Origin of the sequence: Buttiauxella sp. A111 (assembly GCF_014189855.1) — a bacterium.
Classification (GTDB): domain Bacteria; phylum Pseudomonadota; class Gammaproteobacteria; order Enterobacterales; family Enterobacteriaceae; genus Buttiauxella; species Buttiauxella selenatireducens.
This window is the reverse complement of record NZ_BJFN01000001.1, coordinates 1-25,742: the sequence shown is the minus strand read 5'-3', so window position 1 is coordinate 25,742 and position 25,742 is coordinate 1. Positions and strand designations below refer to the sequence as shown.

The 25,742-nt window shown below is 51.2% G+C and carries 25 protein-coding genes; 6 read left to right on the top strand and 19 right to left on the bottom strand.

The window, feature by feature from the left end:
* Positions 1 to 59: 59 nt before the first annotated feature.
* Complete coding sequence (locus BSPA111_RS00125) at positions 60 to 731, bottom strand: MarC family NAAT transporter (protein ID WP_183269198.1); 672 nt, start codon at positions 729 to 731, stop codon at positions 60 to 62.
* Between the two features lie 198 nt (positions 732 to 929).
* Here BSPA111_RS00125 and marR point away from each other — a divergent pair, with 198 nt between their 5' ends.
* From marR to marB, 3 genes are read left to right on the top strand one after another with little or no spacing between them, the layout of a single operon-like run.
* On the top strand, positions 930 to 1,370 hold the full coding sequence (marR, locus tag BSPA111_RS00120; protein WP_183269197.1) for a multiple antibiotic resistance transcriptional regulator MarR: 441 nt from the start codon (positions 930 to 932) through the stop codon (positions 1,368 to 1,370).
* Between the two features lie 14 nt (positions 1,371 to 1,384).
* On the top strand, positions 1,385 to 1,759 hold the full coding sequence (marA, locus tag BSPA111_RS00115; protein WP_183269196.1) for an MDR efflux pump AcrAB transcriptional activator MarA: 375 nt from the start codon (positions 1,385 to 1,387) through the stop codon (positions 1,757 to 1,759).
* Positions 1,760 to 1,811: 52 nt separating this feature from the next.
* On the top strand, positions 1,812 to 2,021 hold the full coding sequence (gene marB / locus BSPA111_RS00110; protein WP_183269195.1) for a multiple antibiotic resistance regulatory protein MarB: 210 nt from the start codon (positions 1,812 to 1,814) through the stop codon (positions 2,019 to 2,021).
* A 40-nt stretch (positions 2,022 to 2,061) separates the two neighbouring features.
* Here the strand turns inward: marB and eamA are convergent, their stop codons facing one another.
* A complete protein-coding gene (gene eamA, locus BSPA111_RS00105; RefSeq protein WP_183269194.1) occupies positions 2,062 to 2,955 on the bottom strand; it encodes an O-acetylserine/cysteine exporter in 894 nt (297 codons plus the stop codon).
* 189 nt (positions 2,956 to 3,144) lie between these two features.
* Between eamA and ydeE the strand changes: the two genes are divergently transcribed.
* Positions 3,145 to 4,344, top strand: a complete 1,200-nt coding sequence (gene ydeE / locus BSPA111_RS00100; RefSeq protein WP_183269193.1) for an efflux MFS transporter YdeE — start codon at positions 3,145 to 3,147, stop codon at positions 4,342 to 4,344.
* 45 nt (positions 4,345 to 4,389) lie between these two features.
* Here ydeE and BSPA111_RS00095 read toward each other — a convergent pair whose 3' ends face one another.
* From BSPA111_RS00095 to BSPA111_RS00045, 11 genes are all read right to left on the bottom strand, one after another.
* Positions 4,390 to 5,568: a GNAT family N-acetyltransferase gene (locus tag BSPA111_RS00095; RefSeq protein WP_183269192.1), complete on the bottom strand. Its 1,179-nt coding sequence runs from the start codon at positions 5,566 to 5,568 to the stop codon at positions 4,390 to 4,392.
* A gap of 105 nt (positions 5,569 to 5,673) precedes the next feature.
* Positions 5,674 to 6,372: an urea ABC transporter ATP-binding subunit UrtE gene (urtE, locus tag BSPA111_RS00090; protein ID WP_183269191.1), complete on the bottom strand. Its 699-nt coding sequence runs from the start codon at positions 6,370 to 6,372 to the stop codon at positions 5,674 to 5,676.
* Positions 6,373 to 6,556: 184 nt separating this feature from the next.
* Positions 6,557 to 7,354: an urea ABC transporter ATP-binding protein UrtD gene (urtD, locus tag BSPA111_RS00085; RefSeq protein ID WP_183269190.1), complete on the bottom strand. Its 798-nt coding sequence runs from the start codon at positions 7,352 to 7,354 to the stop codon at positions 6,557 to 6,559.
* Complete coding sequence (urtC, locus tag BSPA111_RS00080; protein WP_183269189.1) at positions 7,354 to 8,427, bottom strand: urea ABC transporter permease subunit UrtC; 1,074 nt, start codon at positions 8,425 to 8,427, stop codon at positions 7,354 to 7,356. Before urtC ends, urtD begins: the two co-directional genes overlap by 1 nt.
* Complete coding sequence (gene urtB / locus BSPA111_RS00075) at positions 8,427 to 9,992, bottom strand: urea ABC transporter permease subunit UrtB (protein ID WP_183269188.1); 1,566 nt, start codon at positions 9,990 to 9,992, stop codon at positions 8,427 to 8,429. The genes urtC and urtB overlap by 1 nt, the downstream gene beginning before the upstream one ends.
* A gap of 138 nt (positions 9,993 to 10,130) precedes the next feature.
* On the bottom strand, positions 10,131 to 11,402 hold the full coding sequence (urtA, locus tag BSPA111_RS00070) for an urea ABC transporter substrate-binding protein (RefSeq protein WP_183269187.1): 1,272 nt from the start codon (positions 11,400 to 11,402) through the stop codon (positions 10,131 to 10,133).
* Positions 11,403 to 11,437: 35 nt separating this feature from the next.
* Positions 11,438 to 15,058, bottom strand: a complete 3,621-nt coding sequence (gene uca / locus BSPA111_RS00065) for an urea carboxylase (protein ID WP_183269186.1) — start codon at positions 15,056 to 15,058, stop codon at positions 11,438 to 11,440.
* 9 nt (positions 15,059 to 15,067) lie between these two features.
* Positions 15,068 to 16,864, bottom strand: coding sequence for an allophanate hydrolase (atzF, locus tag BSPA111_RS00060; RefSeq protein WP_183269185.1), 1,797 nt, complete (start codon positions 16,862 to 16,864; stop codon positions 15,068 to 15,070).
* Positions 16,865 to 17,087: 223 nt separating this feature from the next.
* Positions 17,088 to 17,513, bottom strand: coding sequence for a glutaredoxin-dependent arsenate reductase (gene arsC, locus BSPA111_RS00055; protein ID WP_183269184.1), 426 nt, complete (start codon positions 17,511 to 17,513; stop codon positions 17,088 to 17,090).
* A gap of 12 nt (positions 17,514 to 17,525) precedes the next feature.
* Positions 17,526 to 18,815, bottom strand: coding sequence for an arsenic transporter (locus tag BSPA111_RS00050; protein ID WP_183269183.1), 1,290 nt, complete (start codon positions 18,813 to 18,815; stop codon positions 17,526 to 17,528).
* A gap of 45 nt (positions 18,816 to 18,860) precedes the next feature.
* Positions 18,861 to 19,181, bottom strand: a complete 321-nt coding sequence (locus tag BSPA111_RS00045; RefSeq protein WP_183269182.1) for a transcriptional regulator — start codon at positions 19,179 to 19,181, stop codon at positions 18,861 to 18,863.
* Positions 19,182 to 19,419: 238 nt separating this feature from the next.
* On the opposite strand from BSPA111_RS00045, the gene BSPA111_RS00040 reads away from it, so the two are divergent.
* Positions 19,420 to 20,337 carry a M14 family metallocarboxypeptidase gene (locus tag BSPA111_RS00040; protein ID WP_183269181.1) on the top strand — a complete coding sequence of 306 codons (918 nt, stop codon included), beginning with the start codon at positions 19,420 to 19,422 and terminating at the stop codon, positions 20,335 to 20,337.
* A gap of 192 nt (positions 20,338 to 20,529) precedes the next feature.
* Here the strand turns inward: BSPA111_RS00040 and BSPA111_RS00035 are convergent, their stop codons facing one another.
* From BSPA111_RS00035 to BSPA111_RS00025, 3 genes are all read right to left on the bottom strand, one after another.
* Positions 20,530 to 20,799 (bottom strand): hypothetical protein, encoded by a 270-nt coding sequence (locus BSPA111_RS00035; RefSeq protein WP_183269180.1) that lies wholly within the window; start codon positions 20,797 to 20,799, stop codon positions 20,530 to 20,532.
* Between the two features lie 192 nt (positions 20,800 to 20,991).
* On the bottom strand, positions 20,992 to 21,396 hold the full coding sequence (locus BSPA111_RS00030) for an SgcJ/EcaC family oxidoreductase (protein WP_183269179.1): 405 nt from the start codon (positions 21,394 to 21,396) through the stop codon (positions 20,992 to 20,994).
* 137 nt (positions 21,397 to 21,533) lie between these two features.
* On the bottom strand, positions 21,534 to 22,322 hold the full coding sequence (locus BSPA111_RS00025; RefSeq protein ID WP_183269178.1) for a phosphotransferase family protein: 789 nt from the start codon (positions 22,320 to 22,322) through the stop codon (positions 21,534 to 21,536).
* Between the two features lie 166 nt (positions 22,323 to 22,488).
* Here BSPA111_RS00025 and BSPA111_RS00020 point away from each other — a divergent pair, with 166 nt between their 5' ends.
* Entirely contained in the window at positions 22,489 to 23,187 is a 699-nt protein-coding gene (locus BSPA111_RS00020; RefSeq protein ID WP_183269177.1) for an RluA family pseudouridine synthase, read from the top strand.
* A 48-nt stretch (positions 23,188 to 23,235) separates the two neighbouring features.
* Here the strand turns inward: BSPA111_RS00020 and BSPA111_RS00015 are convergent, their stop codons facing one another.
* The 3 genes from BSPA111_RS00015 to BSPA111_RS00005 all read right to left on the bottom strand — a co-directional run.
* Positions 23,236 to 23,469, bottom strand: coding sequence for a DUF2526 family protein (locus BSPA111_RS00015; RefSeq protein ID WP_183269176.1), 234 nt, complete (start codon positions 23,467 to 23,469; stop codon positions 23,236 to 23,238).
* An 81-nt stretch (positions 23,470 to 23,550) separates the two neighbouring features.
* Positions 23,551 to 24,066, bottom strand: a complete 516-nt coding sequence (locus BSPA111_RS00010) for a hypothetical protein (protein WP_183269175.1) — start codon at positions 24,064 to 24,066, stop codon at positions 23,551 to 23,553.
* A 192-nt stretch (positions 24,067 to 24,258) separates the two neighbouring features.
* Positions 24,259 to 25,742, bottom strand: a 1,484-nt coding sequence (locus tag BSPA111_RS00005; protein ID WP_183269174.1) for an autotransporter outer membrane beta-barrel domain-containing protein, incomplete at its 5' end; no start/stop codon positions are given.

Here is a 25,742-nt window from a genome sequence, read left to right as displayed (position 1 = left end):
TAGCGATGTCGGGCGGCGCAACGCTCACCCGACATCCCTTTCCTTACGTAGACGTCTGATTAACTGGCTGGGAAATGAGTAATAATTTCCAGTATGCCGTTAATAATAAACTGCACGCCCATACAAACCAGCAAGAACCCCATCAGGCGGGAAATAGCTTCAATGCCGCTTTTGCCCACCATCCGCATAATCGCGCCAGAACTGCGTAAACTTCCCCACAAGATTATCCCCACCAGGGCAAAAATAATTGGTGGGGCCACCAGCACAACCCAATTGGCAAAATCGACACCGTGTTCAATGGTCGACGACGAACTGATAATCATTGCTATGGTACCTGGCCCCGCAGTGCTTGGCATGGCGAGAGGTACAAAGGCAATGTTGGTATCCGGTTCTTCTTCCATCTCCTGGGCTTTGGTGTTTGCTTCCAGTGATTCATGCGCTTTTTGTTGTGGGAACAACATGCGGAAACCAATGAAGGCAACAATCAGCCCACCCGCAATACGCAAGCCAGGTATGGAAATACCAAAGGTATTCATCACAACCTGACCTGCGTAATACGCGACCATCATGATAATGAATACGTTGACTGACGCCATTAACGCAGTTTTATCACGGGCCTTTTTGTTCATATCTCCGGCGAGACCAAGGAACAATGCTACCGTAGTCAATGGGTTAGCTAGCGGCAACAATACCACCAGCCCCAACCCTACGGCCTTAACTAACTCCACCATCTTTAGTCCTTAACGTCGGTTGCTTATGCGTTGCTGAGTATAGCAGCCAACCCTGGCGACTTTCGTTAAAGGATGCGTCTTAATGTTAAAACTGAACCGTTTTAGCAATTTGTGGCATCACCGACTCATCACGTTGACTTATGCTTGCCTGAGCAATAATATCCACCGTGATTAAATATACTTGCCTGGGCAATCATAGTGAAAAATACAAACGATCTGTTTAACGAAGTTATTCCCCTCGGAAGACTGATCCACATGGTTAACCAGCATAAAGACCGCCTGCTAAACGAGCATCTCTCCCCGCTGGATATTACTGCTACGCAATTTAAGGTGTTATGCACTATTTATTGCGAAGCATGTGTACAACCAGTGGAACTGAAAAAAGCGTTGTCAGTCGACCTCGGCGCGCTAACGCGCATGTTAGACCGCCTGTTATGTAAAGGATGGGTCGAACGCTTACCGAATCCCAATGATAAACGTGGCGTACTGATACGGCTGACTCCCGAAGGGAAAACGTTGTGTGAGAAATGCCACCAGTTGGTGGGACAAAACCTGCATCAAGAACTGACTAAAAACCTAAAGGCAGACGAAGTGGATATGCTTTATCAACTCCTGACAAAAGTCTTGCCGCAAACCTGATAAGTGGTGAAACCATGTCCAGACGGAACAATGATTCAGTAACAATTCAAAGTATTTTGGACTGGATAGAAGAGAACCTGGAAAACCCTCTTTCGCTTGAGAAGGTTTCGCAGCGTTCAGGCTACTCAAAGTGGCACCTGCAAAGGATGTTTAAAAAAGAAACCGGCCATTCATTAGGCCAATACATCCGCAATCGCAAATTGACCGAGATCGCTCTCAAACTGAAACAAAGTGACGAGCCGATTCTCTATTTAGCAGAACAATACGGGTTTGAGTCACAACAGACACTCACCCGCACGTTCAAGAATTATTTTTCTGTACCACCTCATCGATTCCGCGTTGCGTGTTCAGGTGGTGAAGGAAAGTATATTCATCCGCTAAATCATTAATATTATTAACAAATGCTATGCAACGGCCTGTTGATTCAGGCACCGAGGATTTATGAAACGTTTTATCTCGAGCGCGAGCCTGCTGTTGATTCTGGCCTCCGCTAATGCTCTGGCAGAGCAATCGAGCCCATTCAGTGCCACGCAAGCTAATCAAGGCAACATGATTATCCCAGCCGCTGACAACTCTGGCGACAACGGCCACATGATAGGTGAAAAGTCTGAATGGCTGGGTACGCCCTACTATCAAAATAACAGCAACTGATCATCGCTGCGGCGGGATCTTCTCACCGATCCCGCCAGAATTAACTCACCACCGTCCTGCGTACCCGCAAACCAAAGACGTTAATATACAAACCGCCCATAATCAGCAACGCCCCCGCTAGCTGTGTCAGAGAAAGCGTTTCGTCCAAAAGCCATGCGGCACTCGCCATCCCAACCACTGGCACCAGTAACGATAGCGGCGCAACACGCCAGGTTTCGTATCGTCCCAGCAAACTTCCCCAAATCCCATAGCCCACAATCGTTGCCACAAACGCCAGATAGACCAACGACAACATAGTCGTCATATCAATGGCAATCAGGCTTTGCCACATCAAAGATGGGCCATCGAATAAGAGACTGGCGGCAAAGAATGGCAGCACAGGGATTAAAGCACTCCACACCACCAAAGACATAATCGGCGGACGCGCTTCTAACTGCATAATTTTCTTATTGAAGATATTGCCGCACGCCCAACTGAACGCCGCGGCTAGCGTCAGCATAAAGCCGAGCAACGCCACATGCTGCCCACCAAGACTACCTTCAATCAGTACCAGCACTCCGATAACGGCAAGGGTAATTCCCGCTAATTGCTTTCCTTGCAGACGTTCTTTAAAGACGCACGCCCCCAGAATAATGGTGAAGAATGCCTGCGCCTGAAGCACCAGCGAAGCAAGGCCTGCGGGCATGCCAAACTTAATGGCACTAAACAAAAACGCAAACTGCCCAAAGCTTATCGTCAGCCCGTAAGCGGCAAGTAAGCGAAAGGGAATTTTCGGACGAGCGACAAACAGTAATGCGGGGAACGCAACCAGCAGGAAGCGCAGACCAGCCAACAACAACGGCGGCATATTATGCAACCCCATTTTAATCACGACAAAATTCAGCCCCCACACCACGACGACGAGCATCGCCAGCAGTCCATCTTTACGCGTCATTTGCTTCCCCTGTTGTTATTGCATTTTTGTTAAAACTTAAAGCTAAATCAGCAGCGTGAATAGATACAGATGACACATTTAAGCTTCAGTACAGAAAGCAACACCTTAAAAACTGCATCTATACTTTGCCAAATCTTCATGGTAAATCTGAGTTCCCCCGATTAATCATTAATAAAAACAAACGATAAAATGGTTTCTTTAGCATCGCGATTTTCAGGCAAACATCTCTCCATCAGCGTGTTACTGCTCTCCTCCCTGTTGCTTACGGTAGGACGTGGGCTGACGCTCCCCTTCATGACCATTTACCTTTCCCGCAACTACAACATGCCACTCACCGAAATTGGTATGGCGTTGACCATTGCGCTCACCACTGGGGTCGTTTTCAGTTTATGGTTTGGCATCCTGGCAGATAAGTTCGATAAGAAAAAATGCATGCTGCTGGCGATTATTATTTTCCTGGGTGGATTTGTGGCCATCCCCCTGGTCGGTAATGCCATTTTGGTGGTGGTGTTTTACTCGCTCATTAACTGCGCTTATTCGGTCTTTGCGACCGTGCTAAAAGGCTATTTCGCCGATACGCTGGAAACTCACCAGAAACCAAAAATCTTCTCTCTCAATTATACCTTTGCCAATATCGGTTGGACGGTTGGCCCACCGATTGGCACGCTGGCCGTACTCTACAGCACGAACCTGCCATTCTGGTTATCCGGCCTGACGGCGATCATTCCGTTTATCGTCATTAGCCGTTATGTACACAGCGTTCCGGTAAGTGAAATACAGCAAAGCAGCACCAGGCTTTCTCCGAGCCTGATGCTCAAAGATAAGGCGCTAATGTATTTCACCTTATCGGCATTTCTTGGCTCATTAGTTTTTGGCTCTTTTGCCGCCTGTTTATCACAATATGCCATTGCTATCTCAGATTCAGATTTGGCTCAAAAAGTGGTCGGCGTAGTACTTCCGGTCAACGCGTTTGTAGTGGTGGTTTTCCAGTATATGGTCGGCAAACGCATTCGCCCGGACAACATCCAAAAGCTGATGTTTTACGGCACGCTATTTTTTATGGCTGGACTGGCAGGCTTTATGATTTCGGGCGACAACCTGCTTTTGTGGGGGTTATCGGCTGCGGTGTTTACCATTGGCGAGCTTATCTTCGCACCGGGCGAATATATGCTGGTCGATAACATCGCACCGCCAGGACTGAAAGCGAGCTACTTCTCCGCGCAGCAACTGGGGTGGTTAGGCGGTGCATGTAACCCGCTTTTCACGGGGTTAATGTTGACCTGGATGCCGCCATTTATGCTTTTTGTGGTGCTGATGGTGGCGATTTTGCTGGCGTATCTCATGGTTGTGAAAGGGATTGCCGTAAAACCGCAACGGGTTATGGCCTAGCTGGATATCGTGGTGGATGTCGCGACGCGAATCCACCCGACAATACTATTTCACGTCTTTCTGATACTGAATAAACCCAGACTTATCCGCTAACTTGTCGTATAACGCCTGGCCCGCCGCATTGGTTTCATGAGTATGCCAGTACACCCGTTGAGAACCTCTCGCCTGAGCATGCTGATACACCGCTTCAATCAGCGCGCGTCCAACACCTTTGCCGCGTGATTCTGGGGCGGTAAACAGATCCTCAAGATAGCAATGATCGTCTGCCGACCAGGTCCCACGGTGGTAAACCATATGGGTAAATCCAAGCATTTTACCCTGTTCATCAAACGCCCCCAACGCAAACATCGGCTCGGCAGGATCGCACATTCGTTGCCAGGTTAGCTGACTTAGTTCATCGCTCAGTTGGGTGTTGTAGAACGATAAATACCCTTGCCATAAAACCCTCCACGCCGCGTAATCACTCGCATCCAGTGCTCTTACCTGCACTGTTTGTCTGGTTGTGGGAGCCCGCACGGACACCAGGTTCTCACGAATCTGCGACAAGCCCAGCTTCTGCGCGCCATCAGGCATGTTTTCAACGGAAAGCCAGCGTTCAAATGCCTGCTCTATCGTTGGCCACTCGCTATCAAGAATCGAAAACCACGCGGTATCACGAGTACGCTGCTTATACACAACGGCCTGGCGGAACAACCCTTCATAACGGAATCCGAGGCGAATTGCCGCATGGCGCGACGGCGCATTCAGGCTGTCGCATTTCCACTCATAGCGACGATATCCCAGCCCAAAAGCATATTTCATCAGCAGAAAATGAGCTTCTGTTGCCTGTACGGTGCGTTGTAACCAAGGGGAATACATGACGAAACCGACTTCAACCACGCCGTTTGCCGGGTCGATGCGCATTAATGCTAATGTGCCGACCGCCTTACCCGTCAATTCGTCGATAACCGCATAGTGCAGCGGGTCGTGACTGCGCGCGATGGTATCAATAAAATCAACAAATTGTTGTTGCCCATCAAACGGCCCAACGTTCAAGTACGTCCAGCCGCGATCGTCCTCCGCTGTGCTCCACGCGGCCCATAAAGAATCTGCATGGTTATGGGTTAGCGGTTCGAGATGACAGTATTTCCCTTGCAAAACGATGCGTTCAGGACGCGGACAAGGTTGCCAGCCTGGTAGTGCATTGCCGATCGGTTGCTGAAATTCATTTGTTATGCCAGTCAATTCAGGCCTCCATGGGCGCAATAGCAATAAGTTACCTGAATATAAACAACTAATGGGCTCACCAAAAGGGCCATAATGTGTCTCTTTTAGTAGACCACTTTCGGCTTAAATCGCTACCAGCCCCCTCACCCCATCCGTTTCCATATCGGCTCCGGCACCACGCTGAATGATCGAACCCCGAGACATCACTAAATAGTTGTCGGCAAGATCAGCGGCAAAATCGTAAAACTGTTCAACCAACAAAATTGCCATATCCCCCTTCGCGGCTAATTGACCAATAACCTGACCGATCTCCTTAATCACCGAAGGTTGAATGCCTTCGGTTGGCTCATCCAGAATCAATAATTGCGGTTTACAGGCCAGCGCCCGGCCAATCGCCAGTTGCTGTTGCTGTCCACCGGAGAGATCGCCACCGCGTCGTTGTTTCATCTCTTTTAGCACCGGGAAAAGCTGATAGATTTCCTCCGGCACCGACTTAGCCTCCCGCCCGGAAAACCGTGAAAGCCCCATCAGCAAGTTTTCTTCCACCGTCAGACGCGGGAATATCTCGCGACCTTGCGGAACATACGCAATCCCCGCCTGTACCCGCTGGTGGGGTTTGCGGTTGGTGATGTTGTTTTGCTGCCAGTTCACACTGCCTGATTTTGCCGGGATCAGCCCCATCAGGCATTTCAGTAAAGTGCTTTTGCCAACCCCGTTGCGCCCCAGCAGGCAGGTGACTTCGCCGATTTTGGCGTCAAAGGAGACACTGCGCAGAATATGGCTGCCACCGTAGTATTGATTTAGATCGTTGACTTGCAGCATAAGCCACCCTCACCCCGGCCCTCTCCCTGAGGGCGAGGGGGAAAATAGATCGGTTCCCTCTCTTGTGAGAGAAGGGGAAATAAATCAGTTTCCTCTCCTGCGAGAGAGCGGAAAATAACTAGATCGGTTCCCTCTCCTGTGGGAGAGGGTTAGGGTGAGGGCATCAACTCCCTCACCGATAAAATTAACGCCCCAGATAAACCTCAATCACCTGCTCATTGGCCTGCACTTCACGCAGCGATCCTTGCGCCAGCACCTGCCCCTGATGCAGCACCGTCACGTGGTCGGCAATGGTTTCCACAAAACCCATATCGTGTTCCACCACCATCAACGAATGCTTGCCTGCCAGGCCGCGAAACAGCTCGGCGGTATACTCCGTTTCCGCATCCGTCATCCCAGCCGCCGGTTCATCCAGCAACAGTAAATGCGGCTCCTGGACCAGCAACATACCGATTTCCAGAAACTGTTTTTGCCCGTGTGAAAGCAAACCGGCTTTGCGATGACGTTCGGAACCCAGCCGTAACGTCATCAGCATTTCATCAATGCGGTCGCGCTGTTCGGAATTGAGTTTTGCCCGCAGGCTCGCCCACACGGATTTATCCGCTTTCTGCGCAATTTCCAGATTCTCGAACACCGTCAGCGCCTCAAAAACCGTGGGTTTCTGGAATTTTCGCCCAATGCCGCGTTTGGCGATCTCAGCGGGTTCCAGACGCATAAGGTCGGTCGATTGATCATAAAACGCCCTGCCGCTTTGCGGCCTGGTTTTGCCGGTAATCACATCCATCAGCGTGGTTTTCCCGGCTCCATTCGGGCCAATCACACAGCGAAGTTCACCGACGCCGATATTGAGCGACAAATCCGTTAGCGCCTTGAAGCCATCAAAACTGACATTAATGTTTTCCAGCATCAGTACCGGATCGGTTTGGTCACGATAACGGTCTGCTTCATGCTGCCGGGTAAAAAGCGGCTCGCCGGGTTGCATTATTTTTCTCCCTTACGCAGCAGACCAATCACGCCGCGCGGCAAAAACAGCGTAACGACGATAAATATCAGCCCCAGAAATAGCTGCCAGTACTCCGGCACCGCCATGGTGAAGTAGCTTTTCGCGCCGTTAACTAAACCCGCACCGAGGATCGGGCCGATCAACGTGCCGCGCCCGCCCAGTGCCACCCAGATTGCCGCTTCGATGGAGTTGGTCGGTGACATTTCGCCAGGGTTGATAATGCCCACCTGCGGCACATATAACGCCCCTGCCAGGCCGCACAGCACGGCGGATAACGTCCACACCAGCAGCTTGAAACCACGCGGATCGTAACCGCAGAACACCAGCCGGTTTTCTGCATCGCGCACGGCGGTTAGCACACGGCCAAACTTGCTGCGCGCCAGTGCAAACCCAATCCCCAGGCTTGCGATCAGCAATAAAACCGTGGCAATAAACAAGCCAATGCGTGTGCTCGTCGCAGTAATTGGCATACCCAGCAGCGTGGTAAATCCGGTAAACCCGTTATTACCGCCAAAGCCCGTTTCGTTACGAAAGAACAGCAGCATTCCGGCGTAGGTCAACGCCTGGGTCATAATCGAGAAATAAACCCCTTTGATTTTTGAGCGGAAAGCGAAGAAACCGAACACTAACGCCAGTATTCCCGGCACCAGCACAATCAACGCCAGCGCCCAGGCAAAATGCTGAGTGCCCCACCAAAACCACGGCAGTTGATTCCAGGAAAGAAACGACATAAACGCGGGTAGCCCGTCACCTGCGGCCTGCCGCATCAGGTACATGCCCATCGCATAACCGCCGAGGGCGAAGAAAATACCGTGGCCGAGAGAAAGCAAACCGGCATATCCCCACACCAAATCCAGCGCAATGGCGACCACCGCGTAGCATAAAATTTTGCCGACCAACGTCAGCGTGTAAGTCGAAAGACTCAGCGGATGGCTGGCGGGCAGTAGCGTCAGAAAGGGCAATGTCAGCATCAACACCACAATTAGCGACCCCAGCACGGCTGATATTCGCGGCGCTTTGCGGGTCAGGGTTAACGTCAGCGGCTGGCTCATCAGTCGATAACCCTCCCTTTCAGGGCGAACAGGCCTTGAGGCCGCTTCTGGATAAACAGAATGATCAGCACAAGGATGAGGATTTTGCCCAGCACCGCACCAATTTGCGGTTCCAGTATTTTGTTAAAGATACCCAATCCGAAGGCCGCAGCGACCATGCCCGCCAGTTGCCCGACGCCGCCCAGCACCACCACGAGGAACGAATCAATGATGTAGCCTTGCCCAAGTTCCGGCCCGACGTTGCCGAGTTGGGAAAGCGCCACGCCGCCAAGCCCGGCAATCCCGGAACCAAGGCCAAACGCCAGCATATCCACGCGTCCGGTTGGTACACCACAACAGGCGGCCATTGCGCGGTTTTGCGTAACGGCTCGAACATTCATACCCAGACGGGTTTTATTCAGCAACAGCCAGGTAAACAGCAACACCAGCATCACAAACCCAATGACTACCAGTCGATTCCACGGCAAAATCAGGTTCGGCAATACCTGCACGCCACCGGAAAGCCACGAGGGATTCGCCACCTCCATGTTTTGCGCGCCAAAGATCATGCGCACTATCTGGATAAGCATCAGGCTGATACCCCAGGTTGCCAGCAGCGTTTCCAGTGGGCGACCATAAAGATGGCGAATCACCGTGCGCTCAAGCGCCATGCCGATCCCCGCAGTCATCGCAAATGCGACGGGCAGCGCCACAATCGGGTATATCGTTAGCCACGCCGGGGCGTACTGCTGGAATGCGGTTTGCACCAGCCATGCGGAATACGCTCCCAACATCAACATTTCGCCATGCGCCATATTGATAACACCGAGTAAACCGTAGGTTATCGCAAGGCCCAGTGCGGCTAGCAGCAAAATTGACCCTAGCGAAATCCCCATAAATGCCTGCCCGAGGATCTCGCCCAGCATTAAACGATGCTGGATTTTTTGCAGCCCTTCGGTGGCGGCTTTGCGCACCTGTGCATCGGGTTCGGATTGCGCGTCGGTCAGCGGTTTTAACAGCGCCTGGGTATCGGGATCCGTTGAATGACTCAGTAACTCCACCGCATTCAGGCGCACGTTGGCATCAAGGCTTGCGAGCTGGAGACGGGCAATCGCACCTTCTAAAGCCGTGCGCACCTCGTCGTTTCGTTCGACGTTAAGCCTTTGTTCTAAACGCGGCAGGAGATCAGGCTGTGCATCGCGCTGTAACGCCTGAGCTGCTTGTAAACGCTGAGTGACGTTGTCACTTATCAGTTGGTGACTGGCGAGTGCGCTGCCTGCCAGAATGCGCAGACGGTTAGTCAGACGGATCTTCTTCACGTCACCCATGGGCGTCTTTACTTCACCCAGCGGCGTCAGCGTCGTGCCATTTTGCAAAAAAGCATGATGCTGTGAGTCAATCACCAGGTTTTCTTGCGCAAGCGAGCTAAGCAATGGGAGGCGCTTTGCATCCGGTGCTATCGCCCAGCTTTGCAGCAGTTTGGCCTGCTGCGTGCGGTTTGCCGCCGCAAAATCTTCAGCCTCTCCGGCGCGTGCGAAAAACGGCAGCAGCCAGGTGATGAAAAACAGCCAGCGTGCAAGTTTCATGGGCGTCTCCTTTGGTTTCATTGACTTCCCCCTCTCCTGGGGGAGAGGGCCGGGGTGAGGGCGACCCGCGCCTAATATTTCCCCCTCACCCTAACCCTCTCCCTCAAGGGAGAGGGGATCGATCGAGTCAATGCGAACTTAATTACTCGCCATTTTCACCGGCTCTTGCGACTTCTTGTCGTTGCCTGTAATGAACGGGCTCCATGGCTGCGCGCGGACCGGTGCATCGGTCTGCCACACCACATTGAACTGACCGTTACCTTCGATTTCGCCAATCATCACCGGTTTATGCAGATGGTGGTTGGTGGCATCCATGGTCAACGTAAAGCCAGACGGAGCTTTGAAGGTTTGCCCTGCCATCGCCGCGCGGACTTTGTCGACGTCCGTAGTTCCGGCTTTTTCCACCGCTTGCGCCCACATATGAATCCCGACATACGTCGCTTCCATTGGGTCATTAGTCACCACCGTGTCAGCATTCGGCAGCTTGTGCGCTTTGGCATACGCCTTCCACTCGGCGACAAACGCTTTGTTGGTTGGGTTTTCGACCGACTCGAAGTAGTTCCATGCCGCCAGGTTGCCGACTAACGGTTTGGTATCGATGCCGCGTAACTCTTCTTCACCCACTGAGAACGCCACCACCGGCACATCGGTTGCTTTCAGGCCCTGGTTTGCCAGCTCCTTGTAGAAAGGCACGTTGGAATCGCCATTGATGGTTGATATCACCGCTGTTTTACCGCCTGCGGAGAACTTCTTGATATTGGAAACGATGGTCTGGTAATCGCTGTACCCAAACGGGGTATAAACTTCTTCGATATCTTTATCCTGCACCCCTTTGGAATGCAGGAACGCTCGCAGGATTTTGTTGGTGGTGCGCGGATAAACGTAATCCGTGCCCAACAGGAAGTAGCGTTTCGCCGCCCCGCCGTCTTCGCTCATCAGGTATTCCACCGCCGGGATTGCCTGCTGATTAGGTGCTGCCCCGGTATAGAACACGTTTGGCGACATCTCTTCGCCTTCGTATTGCACCGGATAGAACAACAGCCCGTTCAGCTCTTCAAATACCGGCAACACCGATTTGCGCGATACCGAAGTCCAACAGCCGAACACCACTGCCGCTTTATCCTGGCTTAATAACTGGCGTGCTTTTTCAGCAAACAGCGGCCAGTTAGAGGCTGGGTCAACCACCACCGGTTCAAGCTGTTTCCCCAATACACCGCCTTTGGCGTTAATGTCAGCGATAGTCATCAACGCCACATCTTTGAGCGGCGTTTCAGAGATAGCCATGGTGCCGGACAGCGAGTGCATGATGCCCACTTTAATCGTGTCGGCGGCCTGCGCATTGAAAGCCAAACCCATGCTGATTACAGATGCGGACAGCGCAAAAACTTTAATGAAAGTACGACGTTGCATATGTTTCACTCCCAGAGTATTAAGTTTGACGGCTTTCACACCGCGTCCAACCACAACAACGCATCACCTGGCCCAACCGGACGACCCTGTTGGCAACTGATGCGGATAACGGTGCCGTCGCAGGGTGCCGCGACCATCAGCTCCATCTTCATGGCTTCCACCACAATCAGCGGCTCGCCCTGCTTCACGACTTGTCCTGGTTCAACAAGAATCTTCCAGATATTGCCGTTCAGATCGGCACTCACCAGATGGCCTTCCTGATCGTCAATCACCTCTTGTTCCGCAAGCATCGCGCTCTCAACGGCAGCACTTTCCTGCTCTTTCCAGTGCGCTACTTCGCTGTCAAACGCCCGTTTCTGACGGACGCGGAAGTCCGCGATGTCATCGGTGTTATCAATGAGGAACTGCTGGTATTCGGCGAAATCGAACTCAACTTCTTCAACGTGAACCTGCGCACGTCCTTCGCGGAAGGCGCAGCGGAACTCGGTTAGCTCCTCTTCTGTCACCGGATAGAAACGCACCTGATCGAAGAACTTCAGCAGCCAGGGTTCATCACCAAACTGATCGTTCTTGAGGAAAGTGTTCCAGATCGGCAGCGTGCGCCCGACTAACTGGTATCCACCGGGTGAATCCATGCCGTAGATGCACATGTACATACCGCCAATGCCGACGGTGCCTTCCGCAGTCCAGGTTCGGGCGGGGTTGTATTTAGAGCTGAGTAAACGGTGGCGCGGGTCAAGAGGCACAGCGCATGGCGCGCCGAGATAGACATCACCCAACCCGAGAATCAAATAGCTAGCGTCGAAGATGATCCGTTTTACTTCGTCGCGGTTGGCTAACCCATTGGTGCGTTGAATGAAATCGACGTTATTCGGCAACCACGGCGCATCGGCGCGAACCGTTTCTTTGTAACGTTCAACGGCGGCAAGCGTGGCGCTGTCTTCAAATGCCATCGGCAGATGGACAATGCGCGATGGGATTTTGAGTTGGGTGACATCCCCCAACTGCTTTTCCAGGCTCAGCAATAACGTCAGCAACTGCGCCTGCGAAATATGCTGGCTGTCGTAACGTACCTGAAGCGAACGCACACCAGGGGAAAGCTCTTCAATGCCCGACACGGCGCTCTTTTTGATAGCCTCCATCAGCAGATAAATCCGCAGGCGCAGGGCCAAATCCAGCACATTGTCGCCGTACTCAATCAGCACGTAGTTATCACCCGCCTGGCGATAAACCACGGCGGGCAAACCGCCAGCCGTGGCTAATTCTGCGAGGATTGCCGCACTTGAAGTGGTCCCAGGCGTAATTGACGGATGCAAATCCGGCAACGTCAGAACGTGCAGCAAATTAGTCACCGCCACGTCCTGGGCTATTTCCAGCGACTGCGCGTGTTCAAACGTAATCGCATGGAAACGAATTCGGTCCCCAGGTTTCACCTGCCCGACTTTCCAAAGCTCCGCTTTGGCGATCGTCACCGGGCAAACGAACCCGCCCAGGCTGGGGCCATCGCACGTCAGGATCACGGGGAAATCGCCGGTAAAATTCACCGCACCAATCGCGTATTCGCAGTCGTGAACGTTCGAAGGATGCAGCCCAGCTTCGCCGCCGTCAGCGCGTGTCCACTGCGGTTTCGGGCCAACCAGACGTACACCAAGGCGGTTTGAGTTGTAGTGAACCTGCCACTCGGCATCAAAAAAAGTCTGCATGGATTCGGGAGTGAAGAAGTCCGGCGCGCCGTGCGGCCCGTACAACACGCCAATTTCCCAGACATCGCTATATTGCGGGATAACCGCAGGCTCTGGCGTTTGCGGCAACGAAATCGGTGCCGGTGTGGTGCAGGCTGGTAAACAAGGTTGGGAAATCGCCAGCACATCCGCTACTCGCAACGTTCGTCCTGCATGGCCACCAAACTGCCCGAGAGCAAACGTCGAACGACTGCCGAGATAAATCGGCACATCAAAGCCGTTACGCACCGCCAGATAGGTACGGCAACCGGAAGTCGCACGCCCCAGCGTCAGTGTCTGCCCCGCTTTAACGATAATCGGCTGCCAGTTCGCAACCGCCTCATCATCAAGTGTCGCCGGGCAATCGGCCCCGGTTAAAGCGATAATCGCGTCACTGTGGAAACGAAGTGTCGGCCCTTGCAGAGTAAATTCAAGCCCGGCGGCTGACGGATGGTTGCCGACAATGCGGTTTGCCAGGCGGAAGGCAAAATCGTCCATTGGGCCGGAGGGCGGCACGCCAATGTCCCAGTAACCCAAGCGGCCAGGGCTATCCTGCACGCTACTCCAGGTTCCGGGGTCCAGCACCTCAATGGCATGCGCCTGATAGACAACGTTGTCCAGCAAGCGCGTCCACATGACTCCGGCTTTAAATTCCGCCAGCTGTACGATTTGACGCAGGTAATCCAGATTGGTGGCGATACCGTGCAAACGCGTGGCCGCCAGTGCCGTGTTCAGTTGACTTAACGCCTGCTGGCGGTCTTCGCCATAAACGATCACTTTGGCGATCAACGGATCGTAGAATGCGCTGACTTCGCTGCCGGTCGTCACCCAACCATCGACGCGAACATCGTCCGGGAAGAACACATCCGTCAACACGCCAGGACTCGGCTGGAAGTTTTTCAGCGCATCTTCAGCATAAATGCGCACTTCAATGGATGCGCCTTTCGGCGGTTGCACCATACGCTGCCAGTCAGGGGTCACGCCCGAGGCAACATTCACCATGCACTCGATAAGATCCAGCCCGGTGACCATTTCAGTCACCGGATGCTCAACCTGCAACCGGGTATTCACTTCAAGGAAATAGAAAGCGTCACGCGCGGCATCGTAAATAAACTCAACCGTTCCCGCGCTGCGATAATTCACCGATTCGCCGAGCGCAACCGCAGCAGCATGAATCGCTTCGCGCGTGGCCTGCGGCAAGTTGGGTGCCGGAGTTTCTTCAACGACTTTCTGGTTGCGGCGTTGCAGTGAACAATCGCGTTCCCCTAACGCCACCACATTGCCTTTACCATCGCCAAAAATTTGGACTTCGAGATGACGGGCGCGATCGACAAAACGCTCGATAAACACGCCATCATCGCTGAAAAACTGTTGCCCCATGCGTTTTACGCTCGACCAAGCATCCACTAAACTCGCTTCGTCTTCGCAGCGCGTTAAGCCAATTCCCCCGCCGCCCGCAGTAGTTTTCAGCATCACTGGATAACCGATTTCCGCCGCCGCGAGCTGCGCCTCTTTGAGCGTCTGCAACAGGCCAGTGCCCGGCGTCATCGGCACATCGGCTTTAAACGCCAGTTCGCGTGCGCGATGTTTCAGGCCAAAATCGCGAATTTGCTCGGCGGTCGGCCCGATGAAAACCAGGCCATTGTCCTCACAGGCTTGCGCAAACTCGGCGCGTTCAGATAAAAACCCGTAGCCTGGAAATATCGCCTGTGCGCCGCTGGCTTTTGCTGCTGCAATAATCTTTTCGATGTCGAGATAGCTTTCCGCCGCCTTTTCGCCACCTAGCGCGATGGCGGTGTCGGCATTCACCACATGCTGAGCGTTGGCGTCCGGTTCGGAATAAACCGCTACGCTTGCGATGCCCATTTTCTTCAACGTTTTAATGGCGCGAACGGCGATTTCACCGCGATTTGCTATCAATACCGAGCTCAACATAATTCCTCCTCAGGCGCTGTGGTGACGGGCAAGCCAGGCTTTCCAGCCGCCCCACGCGGTGATATCCGTGGCGTCCAGTAGTGCTGCGGGTTCGCAAATAAACCCCTTCACGCTCGCACCGTTTTCAAGCATCAACGTGCCGATCCCAAGCGGTGCAGGGATTTCCGCAACAAACTCACCAAACCGCGCCAGGGGGATATCCCACAGTTCGACCGCAATCGGCTGCCCTTCGGCGTGACGCACAAGGCCCGGCTTTGGTGGTTGGGTGTTGGCTAATGCATAAAGGCGGTAATGGTCAGCGGTGCGGGTTTCTTCGATAAACACCGCATTTCGCGTGGTGAGCTGGTGGTTAAGCGGCATTTCGCGCAGGTGTGCGCCTACGACCGCAACGCGAACGTGATTTGTTGAAGCTTTTGCGGTGTTGCTCACAGAAAGGGTTTTGCCGGTCGCACCCAACTGTAGGTTCAGCGCCTGCTGCCAGCTTTTGCCGAAATGGCTCAGTGCCTGGTCGTGCCATGCAGGGGCGATAAGCGTGATGCCAGCGGGTAAGCCGTCATTACGGAAATCACCCGGTAATGCAAGTGCGCAGAGATCGGCCAGATTAGTGAAGTTGGTGTAAGTGCCAAATTGCGAGTTATATCGCACGGGGTGCTGGGCCATCTCAGCCAGGGTATGAATCGTCGGTGAAGTCGGCACCAGGAGCGCATCGAACTCACGCAACTGGTCATTAATTTTTTGTGCCAGTTCAGCGCGAGTATATTCCGCCTGCCAGGCGTCGCACGCTGTGTAGTTCAGGCCATTTGCCACAATACCGCGCACGGTCGGGTCCATGGCTTCCGGCTGGTTTTTAAAAATATCCCCTATCGCCACGGTGCGCTCAGCCACCCAAGCGCCGTTATACAACTGCTCAGCGAGCTGGTTGAAGGCACTAAAATCAATCGATACCAGTTCCACACCTTGCTGTTGTAAACGTCCCAGCGTTTTGACGAATGCCACCTGACTTTGGCTATCACCAAAAAACTCAAGCGTATCGGGAACGGCAAATCGCGGTTTTTCGCTAAAACGCGCCGGAGCCGTCTGTGGGTTAGTGCGTGAATAGGGATCTTGTGGATCGTAACCACCCGCTACGGCCACAACGGTTTCCGCATCCTCAACGGTTAATGCGAATACCGATACGCAGTCATTCAGGCGGCAAGCGGGAACCACTCCCGTGGTGGAAACCCAGCCTTTGGTCGGTTTCAGGCCAACAAGATTGTTAAAACCCGCCGGTACGCGCCCGGAGCCTGCGGTATCCGTTCCCAGCGAGAAACAAACCAGCCCACGAGCCACCACCGAGGCTGAACCCGAACTTGAGCCACCGCTAACATACTCAGGATTGAAGGTGTTTTTGACTGCGCCAAAGGGTGAACGCGTGCCAACAAGCCCGGTGGCAAATTGATCGAGGTTAGTTTTACCCACGACAATCGCACCTGCGGCTTTCAGACGGGCAATGACGGTTGCGTCTTTACCCGGTTGATACGTAAAAGCAGGACACCCCGCGCTGGTTGGCATTCCGGCAACATCAATATTGTCTTTCGCCGCAAAGGGAACACCTAATAAAGCAAAGTCGCTCGCTTGTTTTTCGCCTGAATTAATCGCCTGAAAAATTGTGGTTAATTGCGCATAGATTTCGTCATGCGATGCGATATAAATCCAGGCGTTATCGTCACGAGATAAATCTGCATCTAATTGCTGATATGCCGCCACAAGTTGTTGTGGTTGCTGGCGGTAATGGGTGACCCATTCAGACAAAGTTGATACTGGCATAAACTCGCATCCCATCTGGTATACATGATGAGAGGGATAAAGCATTTACCATGCCAGTTATTTAATTTATTGTTATTCCTAAAGATAATAGAAGATATAATATTTTCTTATCTTATTTCGCACTATTTAAGCGCGTAACGCCACTTTGTTTAATTATTATGGTGCAAGGGGTAATTCCCTAAAGAATTACCCCTCTCTGAAACAGATTTATTTCCCAACGCCGTTATTTAATTGGCTTCCCTGCTTCATCAATAACTTTTTCACCGTCTTCCTTCACGAATGCCCCTTTTTGTGGCTCTGGCAAGATATCCAGCACAATTTCTGAAGGGCGACACAAGCGGGTGCCCAGTGGGGTCACAACGATGGGACGATTAATCAGAATTGGATGCTGAAGCATAAATTCAATCAGTTGCTCGTCAGTAAAATCCCCATCAGCAAGACCGAGCTGCTCGTAAGGTTCAACGTTCTTACGCAACAACGCCCGCACCGAAATCCCCATATCTGCAATCAGTTTGAGCAGTTCATCGTGAGACGGTGGAGTATCGAGATAATAAATAATTGTCGGTTCATTGCCGCTATTGCGAATCAACTCCAGCGTGTTACGTGAAGTGCCGCAGGCTGGGTTGTGATAAATAGTTATGTTGCTCATATCAATATCTCATTACAAAGTGACAGAGAGCCGCAACGCCAGCGCGGCCAGAGTGACAAACAGAACAGGCAGAGTCATGATCACGCCGGTGCGGAAATAATATCCCCAGGTGATCGTCATATTTTTCTGTGAAAGTACATGCAACCACAGTAATGTCGCCAGGCTACCAATTGGGGTTATTTTGGGACCTAAGTCGCAGCCAATCACATTGGCGTAAATCATTGCCTCTCTGACAACGCCAGAAGCCGTGCTCCCTTCAATCGACAATGCGCCAATCAGTACCGTAGGCATATTGTTCATGACAGACGACAGAAATGCGGTCAGGAAGCCGGTACCAAACGTCGCAGCCCATAATCCCTTATCTGCCAATTGGTTCAGTAGATATGAAAGATATTCCGTGAGCCCTGCATTGCGCAGACCGTATACCACCAGATACATCCCAAGCGAAAAAATGACGATTTGCCATGGCGCACCGCGCAACACTTTCCCGGTATTAATGGCATGGCCCTTTTTCGCCACTGCAAAGAGTATAACTGCGCCAACGGCAGCAATCGCACTGACTGGGATCCCCAGAGGCTCAATGATGAAGAAACCGGCGAGAAGCAACAAAAGAACAATCCAGCCCGCCCTGAATGTTGCCGGATCTTTAATTGCACTAACCGGCGCTTTCAGCAGCGAAACGTCATATGTCGTCGGAATATCCCGGCGAAAGAAGAGATGCAGCATAGCCAGTGTTGCTGCAATAGCAGCAATATCGACGGGGATCATGACTGAAGCATAGTCAGTAAAACCAAGCTGGAAGAAGTCAGCGGAAACGATATTTACCAGGTTGGAAACGATAAGCGGCAGGCTGGCGGTATCGGCGATAAATCCTGCCGCCATGACAAAGGCAAGCGTAGTACCTTTGCTGAACCCCAGTGCGAGTAGCATGGCAATCACAATCGGCGTCAGGATCAGCGCGGCACCGTCGTTGGCAAATAGCGCAGCAACTGCTGCACCCAGCAACACAATCCAGGTAAACAGTAGGCGCCCTCGCCCGTTACCCCAGCGAGAAACATGCAGTGCGGCCCATTCAAAGAAACCTGACTCATCGAGCAGCAGGCTGATAATAATCACGGCGATAAATGTCGCTGTCGCGTTCCAGACTATATTCCAGACAACCGGAATATCCTCGATGTGGATGACACCGAACCCCAGAGCCAGCACTGCGCCAATACTCGCGCTCCAGCCAATGCTAAGCCCCCTGGGCTGCCAGATGACCAGAATTAGCGTCAGTAAGAAAATACTCCCTGCCAATAACATCTCAGACTCCATTACATATGATTACGTGTATGTGTTTTGTTTAAACTAGCATGACGTACAGGCTGATTGTGCCAGCCACACGCGAACCTCTTCCCGCATACACAACCAGGCTGTGGTGATCGTTTCTGCAGCCCAGGCTGGCATGTGTGGAGACAGACGATAGTGAATCCACTTCCCTTCCCGACGATCAAGAACCAGTCCAGCCTCGCGTAAAATAGCCATGTGCCGGGATATTTTAGGCTGTGATTCTGAGGTGGCCCCACAGATATCACAGACGCATAGCTCTCCCGACTCTCTGAGAAGCATGATGATAGCCAGCCGTGTTTCATCCGACAGGATTTTGAAAAGTTGAACAGGTTGTAGCATTTGTCTCTCCGATGCACCTGGTACACACATATGATAAATCATATGTGTTAAGTTTGAAATCATCGGATTCTTTGAAGGGGGAAAAGTTAAACAGGGGTTGTGCCAGAAACATTCAAGGGAAACGACGACAACATCTATTGAAGGTAATGCTGGCAATTTCGCTTAGTATAATATTGTCTATCTGGGGACCAGGACGCTTGCGCCCCTGAAATTAATTTTTTATTCCTTTGAGTGAAATATGACAACGAATCAGTTTTATCCAATAGGTACACCAGGGCAACCCTGGACCGAACTTGAAAAGCAACAGTGGCGACAGAATCAGACACGTTACAGATTCTATAAGAATGATGTCCTGGACGTGCTCCATAAGCTTAAACACCGCTATGAGATCGTTCAGTATGGCGAATTGCGTTACGACGAAGATATTTACCCATTGATGGCGGTTAAATCACAAAACTGGGACGATAATCTGCCTGTCGCACTCATTACCGGTGGTGTTCACGGTTACGAAACCAGCGGTGTTATGGGAGCACTGGGCTTTTTATCGGAATGTCAGAATGAGTATGCGGGTAAAGTCAATCTGCTGGTTGCCCCTTGTGTCAGCCCTTGGGCATATGAACGTATTGCGCGGTGGAACTACGATGCTGTCGACCCTAACAGGCAATTTTACCCTGAAGGGAAAGCGGAAGAATCCCTGGCATTGATGGCGTTCATCTCTTCACTGAAAGCTCGGTTTATCGTGCACGTCGATTTACATGAAACGACGGATTCGGACGAAAATGAGTACCGCCCTGCTCTGGCCGCCAGAGACGGGATTGAGTTTGTACCAGGGACTATCCCTGATGGCTTTTACCTGGTCAGTGACGAGCAGAACTCAAGACTGGACTTCCAGCGTGCAATCATTTCCGCTGTCGAAGAAGTGACACATATTGCACCTTCAGATGATGAAGGCTATATGTTTGGTTACCCGGTGGCGAGCCACGGTATTGTTGAATATGACAATAACGCATACCATTTATGCGCGACGATGACTGACGCCCCCTTTACGACGACAACAGAAGTTTATCCCGACAGCGCAGCAACCTCTCCTGAGGAATGTATCAGGGCGCAGATTGTCACTGTCCGCCGAGCGATTGAATTCGCTTTATCAAACTGATTCATTAGGCCGGGTGCATATCGCCCGGTCTGTTCTTTTCGCAAGAATCCTTTTTCTTATTCGTTTTCCATCAATGAACACCCTAAACAACCGTTTCTACATTATTTGTCATGTCAGCTTCTGGCACAGAGCAAATACTAACGAGGAGCGAAACCGGTTCCGCTGCCATCCTAAACGGCATTTATGCCTCGGCTATTTTTTCCGAAATAGATAATTAGCAGCTGCCGTCAGAACTCCGATCAAAGGCAGCGATCCTGCACCGGCAAAGAAGTTATGGTGATCTATGCATTTTTCCCTGCGGATATCAGCAAAACGGGCAAGCGCGTGTTTTTCATCAGTGGCGCTGACCTCTTCAAATTGCTTTTCATAACCCTGAGCCGTGAGTTGAGAGGCTTCGTCCACGTCTGATCTTTCAAGTACAACGATTTGCTTACCTTTTTTATAAAAACAGTAATCTGGCATTTGATGCTCCATATGGAGGAGGTCATGATTAGATAATATATCCGGCCTGATTTAGTTCTTGTACACATCTGCATGTGTATTTTAGTTGATCGGAGTTCACAAATTATTGGCCCGTTTCCAGTAAGTGCCCGAAATAAAATTAAGTTCAAAGCGAAAATCTGACATTCAAACTGTCATGCTTTTAACGTCGATTTAGACCGCCTCAGTATCCAAAAGCGAAGTACCATAAGAATTGTCGATTGTACAAATCCAGCGACCATTCATTTCCTTTCGGAATACATAGGTTGCACGACGTGTTATTTCAGTATCTCCACGCAGATCCTCCGGAAAGCGAAGGACTGTTTCCATGATAACAAGAGCGGTGCCGCCACCTTCTATAACCTGCATATCCCCTTGTTCTACGGTAAGTTGATCCTGGAAATAATCAGAGATGGCAATGAAGGCTTTACGGATATTATCTTTACCTTTAACAATCATGCCTGGCTTAACCACCAGAGCAGCATCTTCAGAATAATGCTCCATCAGAGAGTCAAAGTCCCTGGCAGAGATCGCCTTGTCACACGATTCAATGATCTGGCGTAGCGGATGTGAGTGCATGAACATTTCCCTTTTTAAGTGACGACCCCGTATTAACATAACAACTCAGCGCATTTGTATAGCTACTAAATTTTATGACTTTTTGCTTTTGGCTCTCACCTGTCTCCCAAACACCTATGCATTTTGATTGAGTCAATTCAAAGCATTTTTACGGTGTTATCTAACCAGTCAGGAAGATTTTCCCTGTACCACTTGAGATAAATCGGAAAGGCAGTCTTTTGTCGCTCATCAAGCAGTGTAATCACCTCAGTAACAATCCATGCTTTGGCAATGGCGATTTCTCTCGCTAAATCATTGAGCTTGTATTGACAAGAAATACGACAATAGCGTTCTGCAAGGTCGATAAATGTTTCCTTACTTCCCATTCCCTTTACGAGTGGGGCCAGGTCAATCGCTGGGCTCCCGGTTCCGAACCTTTCCCAGTCGAAAAGCACTAAATCGCCGTTATCTCTTTTTCCCCAGTTGCCAGCATTGCTATCGCCAGAAACCAGACATTGGTTATAAAACAGGACATGACTACAGCGTTGAAAGCGTCGTAACTGTTGCGCGGTTTTGTCCGGTAACACCAAAAGAATGAGCGATTTTTCAAGCGCTGACTCTGCCCATGAATGGTGGTGGTAACGCCATTCAAAATTTGCAGGATAGCGATGTAAGCGCCCCAGTATCGCCAATACGTCATCTCCTGCCACAGCACTCTGATCAACCGGATTGGGGATATATTCCAGTCTTAACTTGCGCAGGGTGGGATCGGCAGATATCAGCTGTGGAGTGGAGATCCCTTCCTGATTAAACTCATCAGCAGTGTGTTGATAAAAAGCGAACTCAACGTCGCCGACAGGAAATTTGTCGATAACCCGATGACCCCCGTCATCAACATTAAGCGCCACTGTGGCTATGCCCATTTTGGATAATTCCCGAGTAGACATACATTATCCCTTTAGAATTAGCGGGTTGGTTTTTATTTCAGCGTTAGAGTGTAGCGCGGATTGGAAGCCATGCTGACGATTCAGCGCCCAGCAGACCAATAGCCCGATTCGTCAGTCGGCCTAAAATTCGTTATCATCCGCTCCCATTCTGAATCCGGGTTGCCTGATGTCTTCGATTATCGATACCTTTATCGCCCCACCGTGCCGAGACCTGATCGAGATTCTTTATCAGGACGATCACCTGGTGCTTGTTAATAAACCCGCCGGGTTACTCAGCCTCTCGGGGAAAAACCCGCAAAACCTAGATTCGGTGCATCATCGGCTGGTGCAGATATTCCCCGGCTGCACCCTGGTCCACCGGCTTGATTTTGGCACTTCCGGCCTGATGGTGATTGCCCGTAATAAAGCGATCAATGCAGCCCTTTGCCAACAGTTCAGCCAGCGCGCAGTGACTAAAGTGTACAGCGCACTGCTCTGCGGACATCTTGACGACAACGAAGGGGTGATAGATGCCGCGATTGCCAAAGACCCGGCGCTGTTCCCGCTGATGTCGATTTGCGCAATCAACGGTAAGCCCGCTCGCTCCGGCTATCAGGTCGTTGAGCGCTTTTATCACGAGTTGGAAGACGGGACGTTACTGCCATTGACGCGGGTACAGCTCACCCCTGAAACCGGACGTACTCATCAACTCCGCATCCACTGTCAGCAGTTGGGCCACCCTATTTTGGGCTGCGATCTGTATGGCGGTCGTTTGTTGCCAGGAACCGAACAAACTCCACGGCTGATGCTACACGCCAGTGAGCTGCACTTTGTGCATCCTGTTAGCGAAGAATGGGTCAAAGCGTGTAATACCAGCCCGTTTTGACTTGAAGATATTATTACGGTGCCGGGCGGAGCCGCCCGGCATTATTGCTTAAATAATTGTGCCGCCTTTGGTTAAATCATCACGGCGTTGCTCGGCTTCCGCTTTGTGATGATGACCTTTTTGCGCGATAGCGATGCGCAAACGTTGCTGCTGGGTGAAACGATCTTCTCGATTCAGTTCAGCATCGTCGCTCAATACAATCAGCAACTGATTCATATGCTCAATGACATTTTCGCTAATCGCCGCGTCTACGCGAGCTGTAACGTCTTCAAGATGCGCCATAATTTTCTCCTTACTTTTCGTATCGCTACCCTATCGTTTTCAGGCCAGGAATCAATGATTTTATGAATTGTAGTAGAGACATCAACCCCACTTGATAGACATCATTGCTTTTTCACCCTGTGAATAAAATTTCTCTTTATCCTTGCTCATGCAGTTAAAGGATGCGAGAAACATTTTCCCATCAATGCTGGTGAACAACATAATATTATTAACTTCACCATCGCTTGCAGGCGTCGTGACTTTAATAACGATAGATTTTCGGCCATCGATGACAGTTTCAGTAATCTCAGGGTCAAAATCATCAAATTGGACTTTCATCATATCTTTGAGTGTGCCTAAACCTTCTTCAGACACGTTATTGTCTGTCAGCGTAAATACAAATGATGATGTTGTATCAGCAGTTGCATATCCTTCCTTTGGCGTTTGCTGTGGGAATTTAGTTTTGAGTAATTTATCGCTCATTTTAGCATAGCCTTCAGGCATGGTAATATAAGCAGCACCATCCTGCACTTTTGTGCCCTGAGGTGAATCATCTTTACAAGCCACTGCAGAAAGTAAAATCATTGCTGATAAAGCGATATTTCTAATGAGTTTCATTTTTAATTTCCAATATAAATATATTTCTAAGTCAGTAAATAATTAATAAAAATCGGCAGTAAGGAATACTCCTGTGCCTCTTGTGCCAGGGTTATTAGTTTGGTCAGTTACACTCCATGAATTTAAAAATTGGCCCTGGCTATAAATCACCAGGGCCATTTCTGTTATTAAAACAGAAAATTGGCTAAGAAATTAGAAACTCATTTTGAAGCCAACTGTTGCCTGGGTATCGCTGTAACCTTCGCCACCCACTTGCTGGGCGACATTTCCCCACAAATTGGTGCTCTTGCTGAGTTTAGCTTCCACACCCACCTTCAGTTCACCAATGTCACGGGTTCCGTCCTGGTAAACGCTGACACCATCCAGGCTGGCACCAAACTCTTCCGTATTATGGATCCAGTTTGCTTCAACAAAGGGTTCAAAGGACCGTTCTTTCCCTTCATCCAATTTGCTGTGCCCTTTGATGAAGGCACGGACACCCAGTCGCGTCTGAATATTATTTTCGCCTTCAGCGCGGACGTTGGTTCCGTTGGCTTCTTTGTGGTCGTCACTGGTAACACCCATCCAGGTGACCTGCGCTTGAGGTTGAATGTAGTAGCTTTCGCGCTCATTCCTCTCACCCAGTTTCCACGTATAGCCTGTCTCTACAGAAGCGGTCACACCTTTTGACTCATAAGATTCAGAGGCGATATCCTGCCCGCTGACTTCGTTATCAAACCAGTTATACAGTGCCCAGCTGTCAACATAAGCGCCTGTTTTCGCTTCGTTGTCCTGGAACCAGGTACCGTATAACCCGGTGCTGTAGCCTTCCACGCTGCCATCAGCCTTGTAGCCATTGATATGGTTCCGGGTATGGCTGCTTTGATTGGCATAACCACCCATGATACCGACATGGAAACGATCGGTGCCATCACTGCTCCACTGAGCAATATCGCCACCCAATTGGGCCACATAGCGATTCGCCTGGGTTTTATTCTGCCCACTGCTGTCATGAGAGCGGTTGTGCCCACCAACCTGACGGAGCCACAAACTGGTGACGTGCTCCTGGCCTGTGAACGCATCAACATAGTGAGTTTCCCCCAGACGGTCGTGCAGCGTCATATTAAACAGGGTGTTAGCCGCTGCAAGGTTCGCACCATATACCGCGGCTTCCGGGCGAATAATCTGCTCAGGCTTCTCTGGATCGTTTGGCTCAGTCGGATCTGTTGGGTTGACTGGATCTACCGGGTCGACTGGCGTAATCGGATCCGCGGCATTGGTCAGGTACCAGTTGGCGTTGTTACCACCTTCACCACGCACCAGCGCGTAGTCATAAGCACCGGCCACAATACGCCCTTTCTGTTTAAATTCACCGTCAGACTGGCCACCCACACTGATAAGCTCAATGCCGTTCAGGGTCTGCGCACCGGTGCCGCCTGCGTTAGTCACGCTGACGTTAGTGGTGCCTGCGGTGTTACCCGAAACGACCAGTTTGTCGGTGACGGAGTTGTCGTCGCCTAGCACGGTGTTGAAGTTAATCAGACCGTCGTTACCGGTGTAGTTCCCGTTAACATTCAGTACGTTACCCGCCACGCTGCCGTGAGCGATATTCACCGTACCGTTGTTCACCAGGTCCTGACCGACGGTAAAGGTTTGTGCCGCACCGCTTTCATTCTGCGCGCCCACATACAGGGTGC